The 15,356-nt window shown below is 70.3% G+C and carries 15 protein-coding genes; 4 read left to right on the top strand and 11 right to left on the bottom strand.

Features of this window, described 5'->3' with window-relative positions; translation table 11 throughout:
• The first annotated feature begins 113 nt into the window (after nucleotides 1–113).
• A complete protein-coding gene (locus tag ABIC63_RS07640) occupies nucleotides 114–1,088 on the top strand; it encodes a helix-turn-helix domain-containing protein (RefSeq protein ID WP_354319279.1) in 975 nt (324 codons plus the stop codon).
• A gap of 60 nt (nucleotides 1,089–1,148) precedes the next feature.
• On the opposite strand, the gene ABIC63_RS07635 is transcribed toward ABIC63_RS07640, so the two are convergent.
• The 5 genes from ABIC63_RS07635 to ABIC63_RS07615 all read right to left on the bottom strand — a co-directional run bounded on the left by ABIC63_RS07635 (nucleotide 1,149) and on the right by ABIC63_RS07615 (nucleotide 6,342).
• Nucleotides 1,149–1,922, bottom strand: coding sequence for an alpha/beta fold hydrolase (locus tag ABIC63_RS07635; RefSeq protein WP_354319278.1), 774 nt, complete (start codon nucleotides 1,920–1,922; stop codon nucleotides 1,149–1,151).
• On the bottom strand, nucleotides 1,915–2,931 hold the full coding sequence (locus ABIC63_RS07630) for a Bug family tripartite tricarboxylate transporter substrate binding protein (RefSeq protein ID WP_354319277.1): 1,017 nt from the start codon (nucleotides 2,929–2,931) through the stop codon (nucleotides 1,915–1,917). Before ABIC63_RS07630 ends, ABIC63_RS07635 begins: the two co-directional genes overlap by 8 nt.
• Before the next feature lie 101 nt (nucleotides 2,932–3,032).
• Nucleotides 3,033–4,238: a LysR family transcriptional regulator gene (locus ABIC63_RS07625; RefSeq protein WP_354319276.1), complete on the bottom strand. Its 1,206-nt coding sequence runs from the start codon at nucleotides 4,236–4,238 to the stop codon at nucleotides 3,033–3,035.
• A gap of 17 nt (nucleotides 4,239–4,255) precedes the next feature.
• Nucleotides 4,256–5,668: an ATP-binding protein gene (locus tag ABIC63_RS07620; RefSeq protein WP_354319275.1), complete on the bottom strand. Its 1,413-nt coding sequence runs from the start codon at nucleotides 5,666–5,668 to the stop codon at nucleotides 4,256–4,258.
• Nucleotides 5,665–6,342, bottom strand: a complete 678-nt coding sequence (locus ABIC63_RS07615; RefSeq protein WP_294372094.1) for a response regulator transcription factor — start codon at nucleotides 6,340–6,342, stop codon at nucleotides 5,665–5,667. Before ABIC63_RS07615 ends, ABIC63_RS07620 begins: the two co-directional genes overlap by 4 nt.
• Nucleotides 6,343–6,515: 173 nt before the next feature.
• On the opposite strand from ABIC63_RS07615, the gene ABIC63_RS07610 reads away from it, so the two are divergent.
• Genes ABIC63_RS07610 through ABIC63_RS07600 form a run of 3 tightly spaced genes read left to right on the top strand, consistent with a single transcriptional unit; the run spans nucleotide 6,516 to nucleotide 8,904 of the window.
• Entirely contained in the window at nucleotides 6,516–7,355 is an 840-nt protein-coding gene (locus ABIC63_RS07610; RefSeq protein WP_354319274.1) for an alpha/beta hydrolase, read from the top strand.
• A gap of 3 nt (nucleotides 7,356–7,358) precedes the next feature.
• Nucleotides 7,359–7,640, top strand: coding sequence for an acyl carrier protein (locus ABIC63_RS07605; protein WP_294372103.1), 282 nt, complete (start codon nucleotides 7,359–7,361; stop codon nucleotides 7,638–7,640).
• Nucleotides 7,641–7,674: 34 nt separating this feature from the next.
• Nucleotides 7,675–8,904, top strand: a complete 1,230-nt coding sequence (locus ABIC63_RS07600; protein WP_294372106.1) for a beta-ketoacyl-[acyl-carrier-protein] synthase family protein — start codon at nucleotides 7,675–7,677, stop codon at nucleotides 8,902–8,904.
• A gap of 17 nt (nucleotides 8,905–8,921) precedes the next feature.
• On the opposite strand, the gene ABIC63_RS07595 is transcribed toward ABIC63_RS07600, so the two are convergent.
• The 6 genes from ABIC63_RS07595 to ABIC63_RS07570 are packed head-to-tail and all read right to left on the bottom strand — an operon-like array spanning nucleotide 8,922 to nucleotide 15,333.
• Complete coding sequence (locus tag ABIC63_RS07595) at nucleotides 8,922–10,604, bottom strand: AMP-binding protein (RefSeq protein ID WP_294372109.1); 1,683 nt, start codon at nucleotides 10,602–10,604, stop codon at nucleotides 8,922–8,924.
• Between the two features lie 25 nt (nucleotides 10,605–10,629).
• Nucleotides 10,630–11,334, bottom strand: coding sequence for an ABC transporter ATP-binding protein (locus ABIC63_RS07590; RefSeq protein ID WP_354319273.1), 705 nt, complete (start codon nucleotides 11,332–11,334; stop codon nucleotides 10,630–10,632).
• Complete coding sequence (locus ABIC63_RS07585) at nucleotides 11,327–12,160, bottom strand: ABC transporter ATP-binding protein (RefSeq protein ID WP_354319272.1); 834 nt, start codon at nucleotides 12,158–12,160, stop codon at nucleotides 11,327–11,329. Before ABIC63_RS07585 ends, ABIC63_RS07590 begins: the two co-directional genes overlap by 8 nt.
• The gene (locus tag ABIC63_RS07580; RefSeq protein WP_354319271.1) at nucleotides 12,157–13,182 is read right to left on the bottom strand and encodes a branched-chain amino acid ABC transporter permease; all 1,026 of its coding nucleotides are present in this window, start codon (nucleotides 13,180–13,182) and stop codon (nucleotides 12,157–12,159) included. The genes ABIC63_RS07585 and ABIC63_RS07580 overlap by 4 nt, the downstream gene beginning before the upstream one ends.
• Nucleotides 13,179–14,066, bottom strand: coding sequence for a branched-chain amino acid ABC transporter permease (locus tag ABIC63_RS07575; protein ID WP_354319270.1), 888 nt, complete (start codon nucleotides 14,064–14,066; stop codon nucleotides 13,179–13,181). The genes ABIC63_RS07580 and ABIC63_RS07575 overlap by 4 nt, the downstream gene beginning before the upstream one ends.
• 13 nt (nucleotides 14,067–14,079) lie before the next feature.
• A complete protein-coding gene (locus ABIC63_RS07570) occupies nucleotides 14,080–15,333 on the bottom strand; it encodes an ABC transporter substrate-binding protein (RefSeq protein WP_354319269.1) in 1,254 nt (417 codons plus the stop codon).
• Nucleotides 15,334–15,356: the final 23 nt, after the last annotated feature.

Here is a 15,356-nt window from a genome sequence, read left to right as displayed (position 1 = left end):
GCATTTGACTGATCGGGACCGGCTTTTTGACTGGGCCCGCCAGTCGATCTGCTGGTCGGGGAGGGCTCTCCCATGAAGTGGCAAGGTGCGAGGGCGTACCTGAGGAGACAAACATGACGGCATCGGATGTACTGACCTGCACACGCGATTCCACGGCGCATGTGCCGCCCGCCGAGCGGCTGGCCTACTGGGAGGCGCAGTGCGCCGCAACGCTGGTGGGACTGCGTTGCTCGTCGTTGTCCAGCACGGGGCTGGAAGTCGAAAAGATGGGCATCTCCCTGCCGGGCCTCGGCGTGGCGGACATCCGGGGCGAGGACCATGTGGTCGAACGCAACGCCTCGCTGGTACACCAGATTCCCAAGGAGTCGCTTTTCGCGTGCCAGATCGTCCAGGGGCGCGCGTACTTCATCCAGCGCGAGCAGTGTTTGCTGCTCGAGCCAGGCGAGACGGTGATCTACGACACCCGCATTCCCTACCTGTTCGGCTTTCTCACGTCGATGCGGCAGCTGCTGATCGACGTTCCGATCACGGTCTGGCGCGAATCCGTCGAAGCAGGCCGCCTCGGGAATCTGCCGCTCAAGATCTCAGCCCGCGCCGGCGCGGAGGCGATGCTGAGCGAGACGCTCCGTGCGACGGTTCAACGCTTTCTGCGCGAGCCGGTCCGGGCGGAAGCCGACAAGTTCAGCATGCAGACGCAGACACTCCTGTCTGCACTGATGGACGTTCATGTCCGCGGGGCCGGCGCATCGCGTGCGGGCCTGTCCTATCTGCTCACGGCGAAGCAGTTCATCGCCATGCGCATCGCGGAGCCCGACCTTCATCCCCAGACGGTGGCCGATGCGGTCGGCATTTCGTTGCGGCACCTGAGCCGGCTGTTCGCCTCCGACGAGGACTCGGTCGCCCAATACATCTGGAACAGCCGGCTCGCCGGCGCACACCGGGACCTGCTCGATCTGAAGCTCCAGAAGACGTCTGTGAGCGAAATCGCCTTTCGCTGGGGCTTCTCCAGCCTCGCGCATTTCAGCCGCGCCATCCGGACTCGCTACGGTGCGTCGCCATTGGCCCTGCGCGCAACCGCAAGACGATGAGCGCCAGGCCCGCGCCCGCTGGCGCGGGCCTGCAATGACCGGTTCTCGGCGCGACCTCGGTCAGCGAGCGGTGCGGTCTCCTGGGGCCCAGTCATCCAGCCATCCTCGCAGTGCGAGCGCCACCGCCTCCGGCTGTTCCATGGTGCTCATGTGACCGCAGTCCTCCACCGCCACCAGCTTCGCCGGAGCAATGTGGCGCTGCATCTCCTCGTGCCGTGACAAAGGGCTCCAGCCGTCCTCGCGGCCGCACAGCAGCAGCGTGGGAACCGTGATCGTGGCCAGCAGGTCCGTGGCGTCGGGACGATGGAGCAGGGCATGGATCTGCGCCTCGAACTGGGCGGGCGTGAAGCGCTCGATCATGTCCAGGATCCGCGCGAACACCGGCGACTCCCATCGCGCCGGATGCACCATGCCCCGGGCCCATTGGTGGCCCATGGCGCGCATGCCGTCCGCCCGGGCCAGCACCAGAAGCGCCATGCGCTGGGTGGCCTCGGCCTCGCCGGTCGCGCCGGCGGGACGCGCCTGGTAGCCGGTGTCCAGCAGCGCCAGCCGCTGCACGCGGTGGGGCGCCTGCCGCCAGATCTCCAGCGCACAGCGGCCGCCCATGCTGTGGCCGGCGACGCTGAATGCCTGCCCGGCCGGCAGCATCGCGATCGCCTGCCGGGCCATGTCCTCGATGGTGTCGGCTGCGTCGTGCCGGGCGACGACGCAGTCGGCGACCGGTGCCAGGGCCTGCACCTGGGCATCCCAGACGGCTTCATCGCACAGCAGGCCCGGGATCAGCAGCAGCAAGGGACGGGACGGCTGCGACGGGGTGGTGGGCGCATCAGTCAAGCTTGGCTCCCGACTTGAGGACGATCTGCGCCCAGAGCGCCTTCTCCGCCACGACGAAGCGGGCGAATTCTTCCGGCGTGCTGGCCACCACCTCCGCGCCGGTCGGGCGGATCTGCGCCTCGACCTCGGGCGTGTGCAGCGCACGGGCCGTGGCCGCCTGCAGCGGATGCACCATGGCGGCGGGCGTGCCCCTGGGTGCCCACAGGCCATACCAGTTGGTCAGCACATAGCCCGGCAGCCCGGACTCGACCATCGTCGGCAGGTCCGGCAGCAGCGCCATGCGGGCCTGCGAGGTCACCGCCAGCGCCCGCATCCGGCCCGCGCGCACCTGCTGCATCGACGAGGAGGCCGAGTCGAACATCACCTGGATCTGCCCGCCGATCAGGTCGGTCTGGGCGGGCGCGGCGCCCCGGTAGGGCACGTGCACCATGTCGACGCCCGCGAGTTGCTTGAGCAGTTCGCCCGCCAGATGGGCGGCGCCCGCGTTGCCGGAGGAGCCGAAGGAGAGCGCACCCGGATGCGCCTTGGCATAGGCGATGAGGCCCCGCACATCGCGCACCGGCAGCTGCGGATTCACCAGCAGCAGCATTGGCACACGGGTGAGTTGCGTGATGGGCGCGAAGTCCTCGATCACGTCGAAGCCGACATGCTTGAACAGCGCGGGATAGGTGACGTGCACCGAGGCGTTGACGAGCAGCGTCTCGCCGTCGGGCCGCGCCTGGGCCACGGCCTGGGCACCGAGCATGCCCCCGCCGCCCGGGCGGTTGTCGACCAGGAAGGGCGTGCCGAGCGCCTGTTGCAGGCCCTGCGCGGTGATCCGCGCGATCTGGTCGGCCGGCCCGCCGGGCGGATGCGGCACGATGACACGCACCGGCCCCTTCGATGCGGACTGCGCCCGCGCGGCCCAGGGCAGCCAGGGCAGGGCGCTGGCAGCCAGCGCCGTGGCCAGAGCCCGCCGGCGGCCGGGTTGTGGGGGCGGCTGTGTGCGCCCGGTGTTGCCTGGGATCATGTCGTCTCCTGTCGATGCGGGCTCCAGCCCGAGCTTCGCAGGATGCCCTCCAGCGCAGCGCGCAACCATGCGCGTGCGCCCCTTTCCATGCGTTCTGCCTGTCACCGTCGCGGGGCCGCCGCGGCGGCCAACGCCTCCTGGAAGGCCGCGAGGGCGGGGGTCGGCGCGAAGCCGGTGCGTACGGTGAAGCCGATGGCCCGCGGCGGATGCGGCAGCGCGACCTGGAGCGTCGCGAGCAGCCCGGCCTGAAGCTCGCCGTGCCACTGGCTCGGCGGCGCCACCGCCAGCCGGTCGCTCTGTTGCAGCAACGTCGCGATCAGCGCCGGACTGTTGATGTGCACGCCGCTCGGGGCGGGCAGGTTGTGGGCATCGAAGGCGCGGGCCAGCGCCTCCCAGGCGGGCGAGCCCGCCATCGGCAACACCCATTGGGCACGCCCCAGGTCGGCCAGGCGCAGCCGGCGACGCGTCAGCAGCGGGTGGCCGGCGCGAACCAGAAACGCCAGCGGGTCATGGAAGAGCTGCACCTGTCGCAGGTCCGCTGGCACCTGGGGCCGTAAGGCGCCCACCATGATGTCAATCTGCGCCTGCTGCAGGCTGCTGCGCAAGGTGTCGTAGGTGCCGTCCACCACCGACAGCTGCAACTCGGGCCAGCGCGCACTGACGTGCTGCAGCGCCGCGGAGACCACGGCGCCGGTGGAGTAGGGCAGCGTGCCGATGGCCAGGCGGCCACGCAGCCGACCGCGGGCGGCTGCGGCATCTTCGGCCAGCGCCTGCATCTCGCGCAACGCCAGCGCCGCATGGTGGGCCACCCAGGCGCCACGGCTGGTGGGGCGCAGGCCGCCGGCCAGACGGTCGAACAGCGGCTCGCCCGCCAGGTGTTCCACCTGCGCCAGTGCCTGCTGCACCGAGGCCTGCGCCATGCCCAGCCGCGACGCCGCGCGGCGCTGACTGCCGGCGGTGGCCAGCAGCACCACCACGTCCAGCTGGCGCTCGCTCACCTGGGCGGCCAGGCGACCGCCGCCGACCGCCGTCCGCCAGGGCCCTGCATCCGCACGCGCGAGGTGGGCCAGGGTCTCGCGCATGCGCGCGAAGAGCGGCGCGCCCTGCGCGGTCGGCCGCATGCCGTGGCGGCTGCGTTCGAAGAGGCGCAGGCCCAGCGCCGCTTCCATCTGCGCGATGGCGCGCGCCACGGTGGGCTGCGACAGGTGCAGCGCCCCGGCTGCGGCGGTCGTGCTGCCGTGCGCGGCCACCGCCATGGCCGCGCGCAAGGACCGCAGCGTCGGCAGGGCGGCCTCTGCAGGGACCATGGCGGCCAACGGCGTACTCAGCCCGCCGCCACCATCGGCAGCCGCAGGTCGAAGCGCGCCCCGCCACCCGGCGCATTGCCCGCCTCCAGCCGGGCGCCGTGGGCGTGCATCACGGCCTGCGCCAGCGACAGGCCCAGGCCCAGGCCGGCCGCCGCCTCCCGGGCGCGGGCGCCGCGGTAGAAGCGCTCGAACAGGTGCGGCAGGTCGCTGGGCTCGATGCCGGGGCCGTCGTCCGTCACGCGCACGATGGCCTCGCGGGCGGCCGCATCGGCCAGCAGGCTCACGGTGACGGCACCGCCCTGCGGCGAGTACTTGATGGCGTTGTCGATCAGGTTGGTCAGCGCGAGTTGCACCGGCACGCGGGCCGACACGGCCTGCAGGTCGGCCCCCTCGCTCACCGTCAGCACCACCTGGCGCTGGCGCGCGACCGGGGCCATGCGCCGCAGGGTCTCGCGCACCAGGTCGGCCAGCGACAGCGACTCCATCTCGCCGCGCTCCTGGCCGGCATCCAGGCGGGCCAGCACCAGCAGCTCCTCCACCAGCAGGGTGAGCGATTCCACCTCGTCCAGCGCGGAATGCAGCGTCTCCACATAGCTGGCGGCATCGCGCGGGCGGCGCAACGCAATTTCCAGCTCGGCCCGCAGGCGCGACAGCGGCGAGCGCAGCTCGTGCGAGGCATCGGCCGTGAAGTTGCGCTGCGCCTCGATGCCGCGCTCCAGGCGGTCGAGCATCTCGTTGAGCGTGTCCACCAGCCGCCCGATCTCGTCCGGCACGCCGGGGTGCGGCAGCCGGCTGGCCAGGTTGCGCTGGCCGATGCGGCGCGCCTGTTCGACGATGTCGTCGATGGCATTGAAGACGCGGCGGGTGAGCAGCTCGCCCGCGATGCCCAGCGCCAGGATCAGCACCACGGTCAGCAGCAGCATCATGACGCCGGCACTGGCCACCGCGTGGTTCAGGTCCTCCAGCGAGGCGGCGACCTGCACGGCCATCAGGTCGGGCCGGTTGGGCACCGGCACCGACACCACCCGCGTGGGTTCACCGGCAAAGCGCTCCAGGTCCTCGTAGAGCGGGCCGCCGCCGACCAGCTGGGCCCGCAGGTCCGCCGGCACCGGCAGCGTGGCCGAGCCGAGGTTGGCGCTGCGCGCCACCACCTGCCCGTCCTTGTCCACCACCTGCACCAGGCGATCCACCCGCGCATACGAAGGCCCGCGGTTGCGCGCGGCCTCGTGCACGACGGCGGGCGTGCCCGGCTCGGCCACGGCCAGCATGCCGGACTCCAGCTCGGCCAGCGCCAGGATGGCGTCGTCCAGGTCGCCGCGCAGGTCGGTCGAGAAGGCCCAGATGCCCACGGCCGCCACCACCGCCATCACCAGCGAGACGACGGCGAAGTGCACGATGGCCAGGCGCCGGCGGAAGCTCAGCATGGTCATGCGGTGGCCCCCACGTCCAGCCGGAAGCCGCGCCCGCGCACGGTGACGATGGAAGGATCGGCGATGCCCTCCAGCTTGCGCCGCAGGTTGCCCATGTGCACGTCGATGAGGTTGTCGATGGCGAGCAGGTCGTCCTTCCAGATCTGCTCGGCGATGCGGGCACGGCTCACCACCTCGCCCGGATGGCGCATCAGGATGTGCAGCAGCGCGAACTCCTTCTGCGTGAGGTCGATGGGCTGGCCATGGCCGGTGAGGGCATGGCTGAGCGGATCGAGCCGCAGCGCGCCCACCACCAGCACCGAGGGTCGGGCCAGGTCCGAGCGGCGCAGCAGCGCCCGCGCGCGCGCCAGCAGTTCGTCGAAGGCGAAGGGCTTGGTCAGGTAGTCGTCGGCGCCGAGGTTGAGGCCCTCCACGCGGTCGACCAATGCATCGCGGGCGGTGAGCATGAGCACGGGCGTGGTCACGCCGCGTTCGCGCAGGTCGCGGCACCAGCCCAGGCCGTCCTGGCCGGGCAGCATGCGGTCGAGCACGATGAGGCCGTAGGCAGTGACGAAGGCCTCTTCGTCCGCCTCTTCGGCCGAATGGACCACGTCGACCACGAAGCCCTCCTCCTGCAGGCCGCGCGCCAGCACGCGGGCGGCCTTGCGGTCGTCTTCAACCAGGAGGATGCGCATCGGGCGTGGGCAATGGCGGGCACATGGGGCAGGCAGTATGCCTTTGCAAGCCCGTTTTCCGCCTGAAGAAGTCTTCAGGATTTCTTGGGACTTTCTTCAGGCAGCGCTGCGTAATCTGCGGCCCCAACGACGGATGGCCCGCCCGCACGAGGCAGGGGTCCGTGGAGCCGACGATGACCGCATCCTTCCTGTCCGACGCTGCTGCGTCCCCCGTGCGCGGCGCCGTGCTGCTGCTGCCCGGCCTGTGCAGCACCGCCGACGAACTGCTGCACCTGCAGTCCTCGCTGCGCCGAAGCGGCTGGCATGTGAGCGCGCCCCACATCGCGGGCTATTCCTTCGATGCCGATGGCCAGCGCAGCACCGGCTTCGACCAATGGGTGGACCGGGTGTGCGCCGAGTTCGCGCAGCTCAAGCAGCAGTACGGCACCGTGCTGCTGGCCGGCATCTCGGCCGGCGCCGCGCTGGCCCTGGCCGCCGTGGCGCGGCTGGGGCAGGCCGCGGCCGGCGTGGTGCTGATGTCCACCACGCTGCGCATGGACGGCTGGAGCGTGGGCCGCAGCCGCTGGCTGCTGCCGCTGGCCCTGTACACGCCGCTGGGCCGCCTGTGGCGCTACCGCGAGCGCGCGCCCTACGGCGTCAAGAACCAGCGCGTGCGCGAATGGATCGAGCAGGAGCTCAAGGACCGCCAGATCTCCCGCGCCGGCTGCGCCGCCATCGGCGTGGCCCATCTGCGCGAATACGACCGCCTGCGCCGCGCCGTGCGCCGCAGCCTCGACCGCGTGCGCTGTCCCGTGCTGGCTCTGCATGCCCGCGAGGACGAGGTGGCCAGCCTGTCCAACATCGACCTGCTCACCCAGGGCCTCAAGCATGCGCCGCTGCACACGGTGGTGCTCGAGAACAGCTACCACATGATCTCGATCGACAACGACCGCCGCCAGGTGGCCGAGGAGACGATCGAGTTCGCCCGCGCCGTGGCCGAGGGCCGCGCCCCTTCCACCTCCAACCAAAGCTGATCCATGCCGTCGACCACCTTCCAGACCATCGCCCGCATCGCCCAGGAAGAGCACCGCTGCGACCCGGCCCTGCTGCGCCCCGAGGTGCCGCTGGCCGACCTGGGCCTCGACTCCCTGGCACTGATGGAATTCATCTTCTCGGTCGAGGACGCGCTCAAGCTGCGCCTGCCCGAAGAGCGCCTGGACCCGCGCGAGGCCGGCATCACCCTGGGCGACCTGTGCGACGCCATCGACGCGCACATGGCACAGCAGCAGACCGGCGGCGCCACGCCGGCCCACGCATGAGCACCCTCGACGCAGGCCAGGCCGAGGTGACGCTGTGAGCACGCCCGTCGCCATCACCGGTCTGGGCCTGGTCAGCCCGCTGGGCACCAGCGTCCAGGCCCTGGACCGGGCGCTGGCCGCCAACCAGTGCGCCATCGCACCGCGCGAAGTCGTCATCGACGGGGTGGAGCGCTTCACCGTCGGCGTGGCGGCCTGCAGCGAGTTCGACGAGCGCAAGAGCCGCGCCCCTTCGGGCGTGACGCTCGACCGCGGCACGGCGATGGCCCTGAGCGCCGCCTTCGAGGCGGCGGAGCAGTCGCGCCTGTTCGAGAGCAGCCGCCAGCCGGCGCCCGAGCGCCTGGGCGTGTTCTGGGGCACGGGCATGGGCGGCGCGAGCAGCTTCGACCAGTCCACCGAGCAGCTCTACGGCCGCAAGCGCCGCCTGCGGCCCACCACGGTGCTGACGACCATGCCCAATGCGGCCGTGGCCGAGCTTGCGCTGGCCTTCGGCGCACGCGCCTCGGCCGTGGGCTACGCCTGCGCCTGCGCCTCGTCGGCGGTGGCCATCGGCGAGGCCATGCGGGCCGTGCGCGGCGGCTGGGTGGACGTGGCCATCGCCGGCGGTCATGAGGCCCTGCTGACGCCGGGCGTGATCGCCAGCTGGCAGGCCATGCGCGTGCTGGCGCCGCTGGAGGCGCATGCCGCCCACACCTGCCGGCCCTTCTCGGCCGACCGTGCGGGCTTCGCGCTGGGCGAGGGTGCGGGCGCGGTGATCATCGAATCGGTCGCCTCGGCCGAGCGCCGCGGCGTGGATGTGCAGGCGCTGCTGGCCGGCTACGGCACCAGCTGCGATGCAAGCCACATCAGCAACCCGAACAGCGAAGGCCAGGTGCGCGCGGTACGCGCCGCGCTGGCCGACGCCGGTCTGGCCGCCAGCGACATCGGCCATGTGAATGCGCACGGCACCGGCACCGTCGCCGGCGATGCCGCCGAGGCCGCCACGCTGGCCGAGATCTTCGGTGCGCGCGGTGTGCCGGTGAGTGCCACCAAGGCGCTGCACGGCCACATCATGGGCGGCGGCGGGGCCATCGAACTGCTGTGCGCCCTGCGCGCGATGGAACTCGGCCAGCTGCCCGCCAGCGCCACCGCGCCCGACTCCACCCTGGGCGTGGACCTCGTGCACGGCCTGGCGCCACGCGCCAACGGCGACATCCGGCATGTGATGTCCAACGCCTTTGCGTTCGGCGGGACGAATGCGGTGCTGATTGCGAGCCGGGTGGGGTAGGGCGGCCAGCGTCGGCGCTACGCCTTGACATCTCCCGAATCGGCCATCCGCGCGGGGGGTTGGCTGTGAAGGGGCGGGGCGCCCTCCCGAGCCTGGGCACGGAGTACATCCTTGCGGACTTTGCCGGAGGCCGTGGTGGGAAATTCCCCGACCAGGAAGTAGTGCTCGGGCAGCTTCTGCCGCGCGACACCCGCAGCCGCCAGCATTGCCTCGATTCCCGATGTCTCCTGCGGGGCATCGGCGCGCAGGATCAGGAAGGCGCACACGGTCTCTCCCAGCCGGGCATGGGGCATGGCAACCACTGCGGCGCCCGTCACCGAAGGATGCTGGTGCAGCAGATCCTCCACCTCCTTGGCGCTGATCTTCTCGCCACCGCGGTTGATCAGATCCTTGATCCGACCCGTGAAGACCACCGCGTTGTCGGGCGTGAGATAGCCGACGTCGCCGGTGTGGAAGAAGCCGTCTTCATCGAAGGCTTCGCGGGTCTGCTGCGGGTCGACATAGCCGACGAAGAGCGAAGGGCCCCGCGCGCAGATCTCACCCTCACCGCCCGGCGGCAGCGGATGGCCGGCAGGGTCGAGCACCCGCACCTCGTAGTCCACCACCTCGCCGTCGGTCTCGGCCGCCAGGCGGGCCTGGTCGGGACGGCTGAATCCCAGGGTGATCATGGGCGCCTCGCTGGAGCCATAGACGCGAAAGGCGGTACACCCCGGGAGGACGCGCGACACGCGATGGATGACTTCCGGCGCAACTGCGGCGCCGCCACAGGGAAACAGCCGTAGCGATGGCAAGCGGCGCCGCTCGCGTTCGGCCACATCCATCAGCTCCTGCAGGAACGGCGTGGCGCCGATGGTGAAGCACACGCCCTCTTGCTCGATGATGTCCGCGGCGCGGGCCGCGTCCCACCGCTCCATCAGCACGCAGCGTGTGCCGACATAGAAGGGCATCTCGATGCCGTGGCTGAAGCCCGTGACATGGGTCAAGGGCGACGGCATGAGCGTCGTGTCGCCCGCCTTCAGGCCCCAGTGCCGGGCGCACATCAGCGTGGCGCGGATCAGCGTGTCGTGCGTGTGCAGTACCGCCTTCGGTCGCCCGGTGGTGCCGGATGTGTAGAGCACCAGCTTGACCGCCTGGGTGGACACGGCCGGCAGCGGCGCGGGCGGCGGGGCATTGGCGACCAACTCACGCAGATCGCGACCGGAGCCGTGCGGGCCACGCACGGTCCACACATGGGCCAGGTCGGGCAGATGGGGCCGCAAGCGCTCCAGCATGGCGGCATGGTCCCAGCCGCGGAACTCGGGCGCGATGAAGATGCCCTTGGCACGGCTGTCCGCAAGGATCAGCTCGACCTCCTTGTCGCGATAGATGGTCACGATCGGGCACACGACCACGCCCAGCAGGCAGGCGGCCACATCGATGACAGCCGCTTCGTGCCAGTTGGGGGTCTGAAAGGCCAGCACATCGCCTGGGCGGAAGCCGGACGCCTGCAGGTACGACGCCAGCGCGCGGGCCTGCGACCACACTGCGCCGGCGGTCACCGGCGTGCCACCGCAGACCTGCGTGACCCGGTCCGGCTCGCGCTCGGCCATGTCGCGCAGCGCCGCGGCCACGGTGCGGCGAGGCCATCGGCCGTCGGCCCACCACTCTCGGGCGCGGGCCGCGTCCCACTGCAACTGCCAGCCGCTCACGTCGGTCTTCATCCTCGGATCTCCTCAGGCGGCCGCTTCACACGGCCAGATAGCGCATCTTGAGTTGCGGGTCGGCATCGAACGCGGCCCAGTCGCCGGCGAAGACGATCTGGCCGCTGTCCAGCAGGTACACGTATTCGGTGCACTGCCGCGCATAGGCGATGCTCTGCTCGGCCACCAGCACCGTCAGGCCCAGCGCCGTCCGTGCCGCGCGCACCTCGCGCGCAAGGTCGTTGGCCACCTTGGGCGCCAAGCCTTCTGCCGGTTCGTCGAGCATCAGCAGGGCCGGCGATGCCATCAGGCCCCGCGCGACGGCCACGAGTTGCTGTTGGCCGCCAGAGAGTTGATCGCCCAGCCGCTCCAGCAGCGGAGCTAGCAGGGGAAACAGCTTTACTACCGCGTCCACGGTCATGCGGGGTCGGTCACGGGGCGCGGCATACCAGGCCAGCTCCAGGTTCTGCCGGACGGTCAGAGTCGCGAAGAGCCGACGGTCCTCCGGCACCAGCGCCAGGCCCATCCGCGCGCGCGCCTCGGTGGACTGCCCCTGCAGGGCCACGCCGTTGAAGCGCAACTCTCCTTGCGTGCGCGGGCCCGCGTCCAGCACGGACTTCATGAGCGTCGACTTGCCCGCGCCATTGCGCCCGAGCAGGGCCACGCCGGCACCGGCGGGCACACGCAGGTCGATACCGAACAGCGCCTGGCTGTCGCCGTAGGAAGCCTGCAGACCTCGGATCTCAAGCATGTGCCATGTCCTCCTCGGCGCCCAGATAGACCTCCTGCACCCGGGCGTCGGCGCGGATCTGCGCGGGCGTGCCCGAAGCGATGAGCTCACCGTGGTGCAGTACGGAGATGCGGTCAGCCAGGCCGAAGACGACGTCCATGTCGTGCTCGGTCAGCAGCATCGACAACCGATGGCGCTGCCGCACGGCATTGAGCAGCGTCACCGTGGCCTGCCTCTCTGCAGCCGACATGCCGGCCGTGGGCTCATCAAGAAACAGGATGGTCGGCTGCAGGGCCAGCACCATTGCCAGTTCGAGCCGTTTGCGGTCGCCATACGGAAGGCTGCCCGCTGACACGTCAGGCCGACCGGCAAAGCCGGTGTCGGCCAGCAGTTGCGGCATCGCCTCCTCGAAGCCCCTCGCTGTCGCGCGCGAGATGCCGCGCCACGGCCGGGCCCGGCGCTCCCGCGCCTCCAGAGCGACGCGCAGGTTGTCGCGCACGGACAGACCGGTGAAGACCTTGGCCACCTGGAAGGTCCGGCCGAAGCCGCGGTGCACCCGCGCATGGGCGGGCATCCGGCCCAGATCCTTGCCCGCAAAACGCACCTGCCCCCGGTCGGCCACGAGCTCTCCCGTGAGGACCTTGAACAGCGTGGTCTTTCCTGCACCGTTGGGGCCGATGACCACGTGCGATTCGCCCGGCTCGACCGCCAGGCTCACGTCGCGCAGGACTGGGATGCGTCCATACGCCTTGATCAGGCCCAGGGCTTCCAGGCGGGCGGCCGCGAAGCGGCCTTCAGCGTCGCCTGGGGGCGGGGTGCTCTGCCGATCGCCACTGGGGTTGCTCATCGCGTGGCCTCCCGAGGAGTCGCGGGGCGGGTGAGAGCTTCCGGCGCCGGGCGACGCAGCCGATCCACCAGACCCAGAATGCCACCTGGCAAGGACAACACCACCCCGAGCAGCAGCAGGCCGGTGACCATGTCCGAGAGCCCGACCAGTGTGCGGGTGGCGTAGAACACGCACGACAGAACGATGGCGCCCAGCACCGGCCCCCAGAAATACGCGCTACCACCCAGAAGCGTGTAGAGGATGGGGTTGGTGGAGTTGGACCAATGCGCCAGTTCCGGCGTCACGATCTGGGCCCAGGGCGCCACCAGCGCACCGGCAGCAGCCGTGACACCCCCCGCGATGGCGAAGATTGCCAGCCGATGCCGTTTGACCGGGATGCCCAGGAACTCCGCGCGGTCCGGGTCCTGCTTGAGCGCCTGCAGGGCCCGCGCAAAGGGGGTCCCCTGCAGCCAGCGCACGAACGCAATGAGCAGTGCGCATGTGACGACGATGGCGAAGTAGAAGCGGTCACCCTGCGCCAGATCGAGCCCCCAGGTCGCTCCGCCCAGACGTGGGCGCGCCAGGCCGGCCAACCCGTCGTTCCGGCCCAGCACCGAGGTGTTGGCGATCAGCAGATGCACCAACTCGGCGAAGGCCAAGGTGAGGATGGCGAAGTACACGCCTTCGCTACGCCGCAACGCCACCACGCCCACCGCCGTGGCCAGAGCCGCACCCAGCAGCCCGGCCAGCGGCACCATCAGCACGAAAGGCACCGCCTGCGACTGCAGCAGCAGCGCGCAGAGGTAGGCGCCGGCTGCGAAGAACATCGCCTGGCCGAAGCTGAGCACACCCGACATGCCGAACAGGAGGTTGAAGGCGAGCCCGAAGACCGCGTTGATCCAGATCATGCCGGCGATGAAGACCAGCCCGCGGTTCAGCCCGGCCGGCACCAGCAGCGACACCAGCACCAGAAGAGCCAGGACCATCCAGTCGCGCCGGGAGATGGCGACGCCCCGCTTGACGGGCGCGGAAGCGGCGTTCATGCGCGGGCCTTTCCCATGAGGCCCTGTGGGCGAAGCAGCAATATCAGCGTCATGGCCAGGAAGAAGGGCAGACCGGGCAGACCGGGCAGTACCCACTGCCCCACCGCGTCGATCAACCCGAGCAACAGCGACCCCACAAAAGCGCCACTGATGCTGCCCATGCCGCCGATGATGATGACGCCGAAGGCCTGGATCACGAAGGCGCTGGCCAGCGTCGGCGACAAGGTCTGGTTGGACAACAGCAGCCCGCCGGCCAGTCCGGCCAGCGCAAACCCCAGCGCCACCGCGCCGGTGTACACCCAGCGCACCCGGATGCCCAGCAGACGGGCCATCCAGGCATCGGCCGCGATCGCCTTGACGAGCCGGCCAGGCGCGGTCCGGTTGAGAAAGCCCTCCAGCCCCAGGTACACCACGACACCGCACACGATGATGAAGAGCGACAGGCGCGGGAGCACGGCGTCGCCGAGCAACCAGGCGCCGTCCAGCACCGCAGGCGGCATCACACTGTGATAGTTGAGGCCCCACAGCAGCTTGGTGGACCCTTCGCACACCAGAAGAAGGGCATAGGTGGCGATCAGCACATAGGCGTCGTCGACGCCCGACAGCCGCCGCAACACGAGGCGGTCGACCACCAGACCCAGCAGCGCCACGGCCACCCCGGCCGCCAGCGACGCGAACAGGTAGAACGCGATGGAGCCCGCGCCGCCCAGCGCCTGCGTCAGCGAATACGCCGCGTAGGCACCGATCATGAAAAAGCCGCCGTGCGAGAAGTTGAGGATGTGCAGCGTTCCGAACACCAGCGTGAGGCCGGCGGCGACGAGGAAGGTCGCCATGGCCCAGGTCAGGCTGTTCACAAGCAGCGTGGCAATGTCCGACAGCGCCATGACGGGACCGTCCTCAGGCAGTGCGCAACTGCAGCTTCTTGCCCGGGGTCGGCGGGAACAGGACCGACTTCCCGTCCACCTTGACGTACTGGGCGACCTTGTAGCCCTTCGCATCATCGGCCGGCTCGAGATAGACGAGCTCGACATCCTTGATGGCCTGGTTGTCCTCGGCGCGCATGGTGCGCGGCCCCGTCACGGTGTCCCAGGTCAGGCCCTTGAGGTTGGCGATAACGGCCTCCGTGTCCGTCGATTTGCCCTTCTCGATGGCCTTCTGCAGGGCGTATAGGCTGGCATGCGCTTCTGCGGCCCAGCCCAGGGGCTCGGGGTCCTTGGTGCGTGCCGCGTAGTCGGCCACAAAGCGGTCGCTGATCGGGTTGCCCTTGTTGGCAGCAGCGTAGTAGTGCATGCCCGTCCATTGCGGCGGCAGCTGCTGCTTGAGTCCGCGCGCGACGAGGAACTCGTTGGCGGCGTCGCAGATGACCTTGTAGCGGCTCATCAGGCCGAAGCCGCGGGCCTGCTGGAACATGGTGATCGCATCGCCGCCATAGGTGCAGTTGAAGACGCCGTCCGCCGGTTGGCGCAGCGCCTGGGTGATCGAGTTGCGGTAGTCGGAAACCCCATAAGGCATGAGCACCGGATCGATGATCTCGGGCTTCTTGCCGGTGAGTGCCGGATAGAACTCCAGCAACGCGTCGACGAAGATGCTCCAGGTGGTGCGACCATATTCGTGGTCGGGCACCAGGCCCGTCCATCGCGTGATCTGAGGGTACTTCTGTGCCATCAGCTTGGCCTGCGCCCGGGTGCGTGCATCGGGCGCGTCGCCGGGGCGGAACACGTTGGGCGAGTAGTTCTCGTGGTTCATCTTCTCGGTACCCGCGCCGCAGGTCATGAAGACGCCCTTCTCCTGCTGCATCACCGGCGCCAGCGCAAGCACCACGGCGCTGGAGATGCCGCCGGTGTGCAGGTTGATGCCGGCGCCGAGCAGCTCGCGTGCCGCCGCGAGCGCAGCGGCCGGATTGGCCTTGTCGTCGCGCAGTTCCAGGGCCACCTGACGGCCCAGGATTCCCCCCGCCTTGTTGATCTGCTCCACCGCGATCTCGGCGCCGTTCTTCACGTAGGAGCCGATGAACTCCTGTGGGCCGCTCAGCGGCGTGATGAGCCCGATGCGCAGCGGCCCGGACTGGGCACGGACCCAGGCCGGCATGCTGGCGACGGTCGCCGCGACGGCGGCCTGCTTGAAGAGGGTGCGGCGATGCAGGGATGTCATGGTGTGTCTCCGGATTGCTCTTG

The organism is Pseudacidovorax sp. 1753 (assembly GCF_040544975.1).
GTDB lineage: Bacteria > Pseudomonadota > Gammaproteobacteria > Burkholderiales > Burkholderiaceae_C > Xenophilus.
The sequence above is the reverse complement of the archived record's forward strand: the minus strand, read 5'-3'. Positions and strand labels throughout refer to the sequence as shown.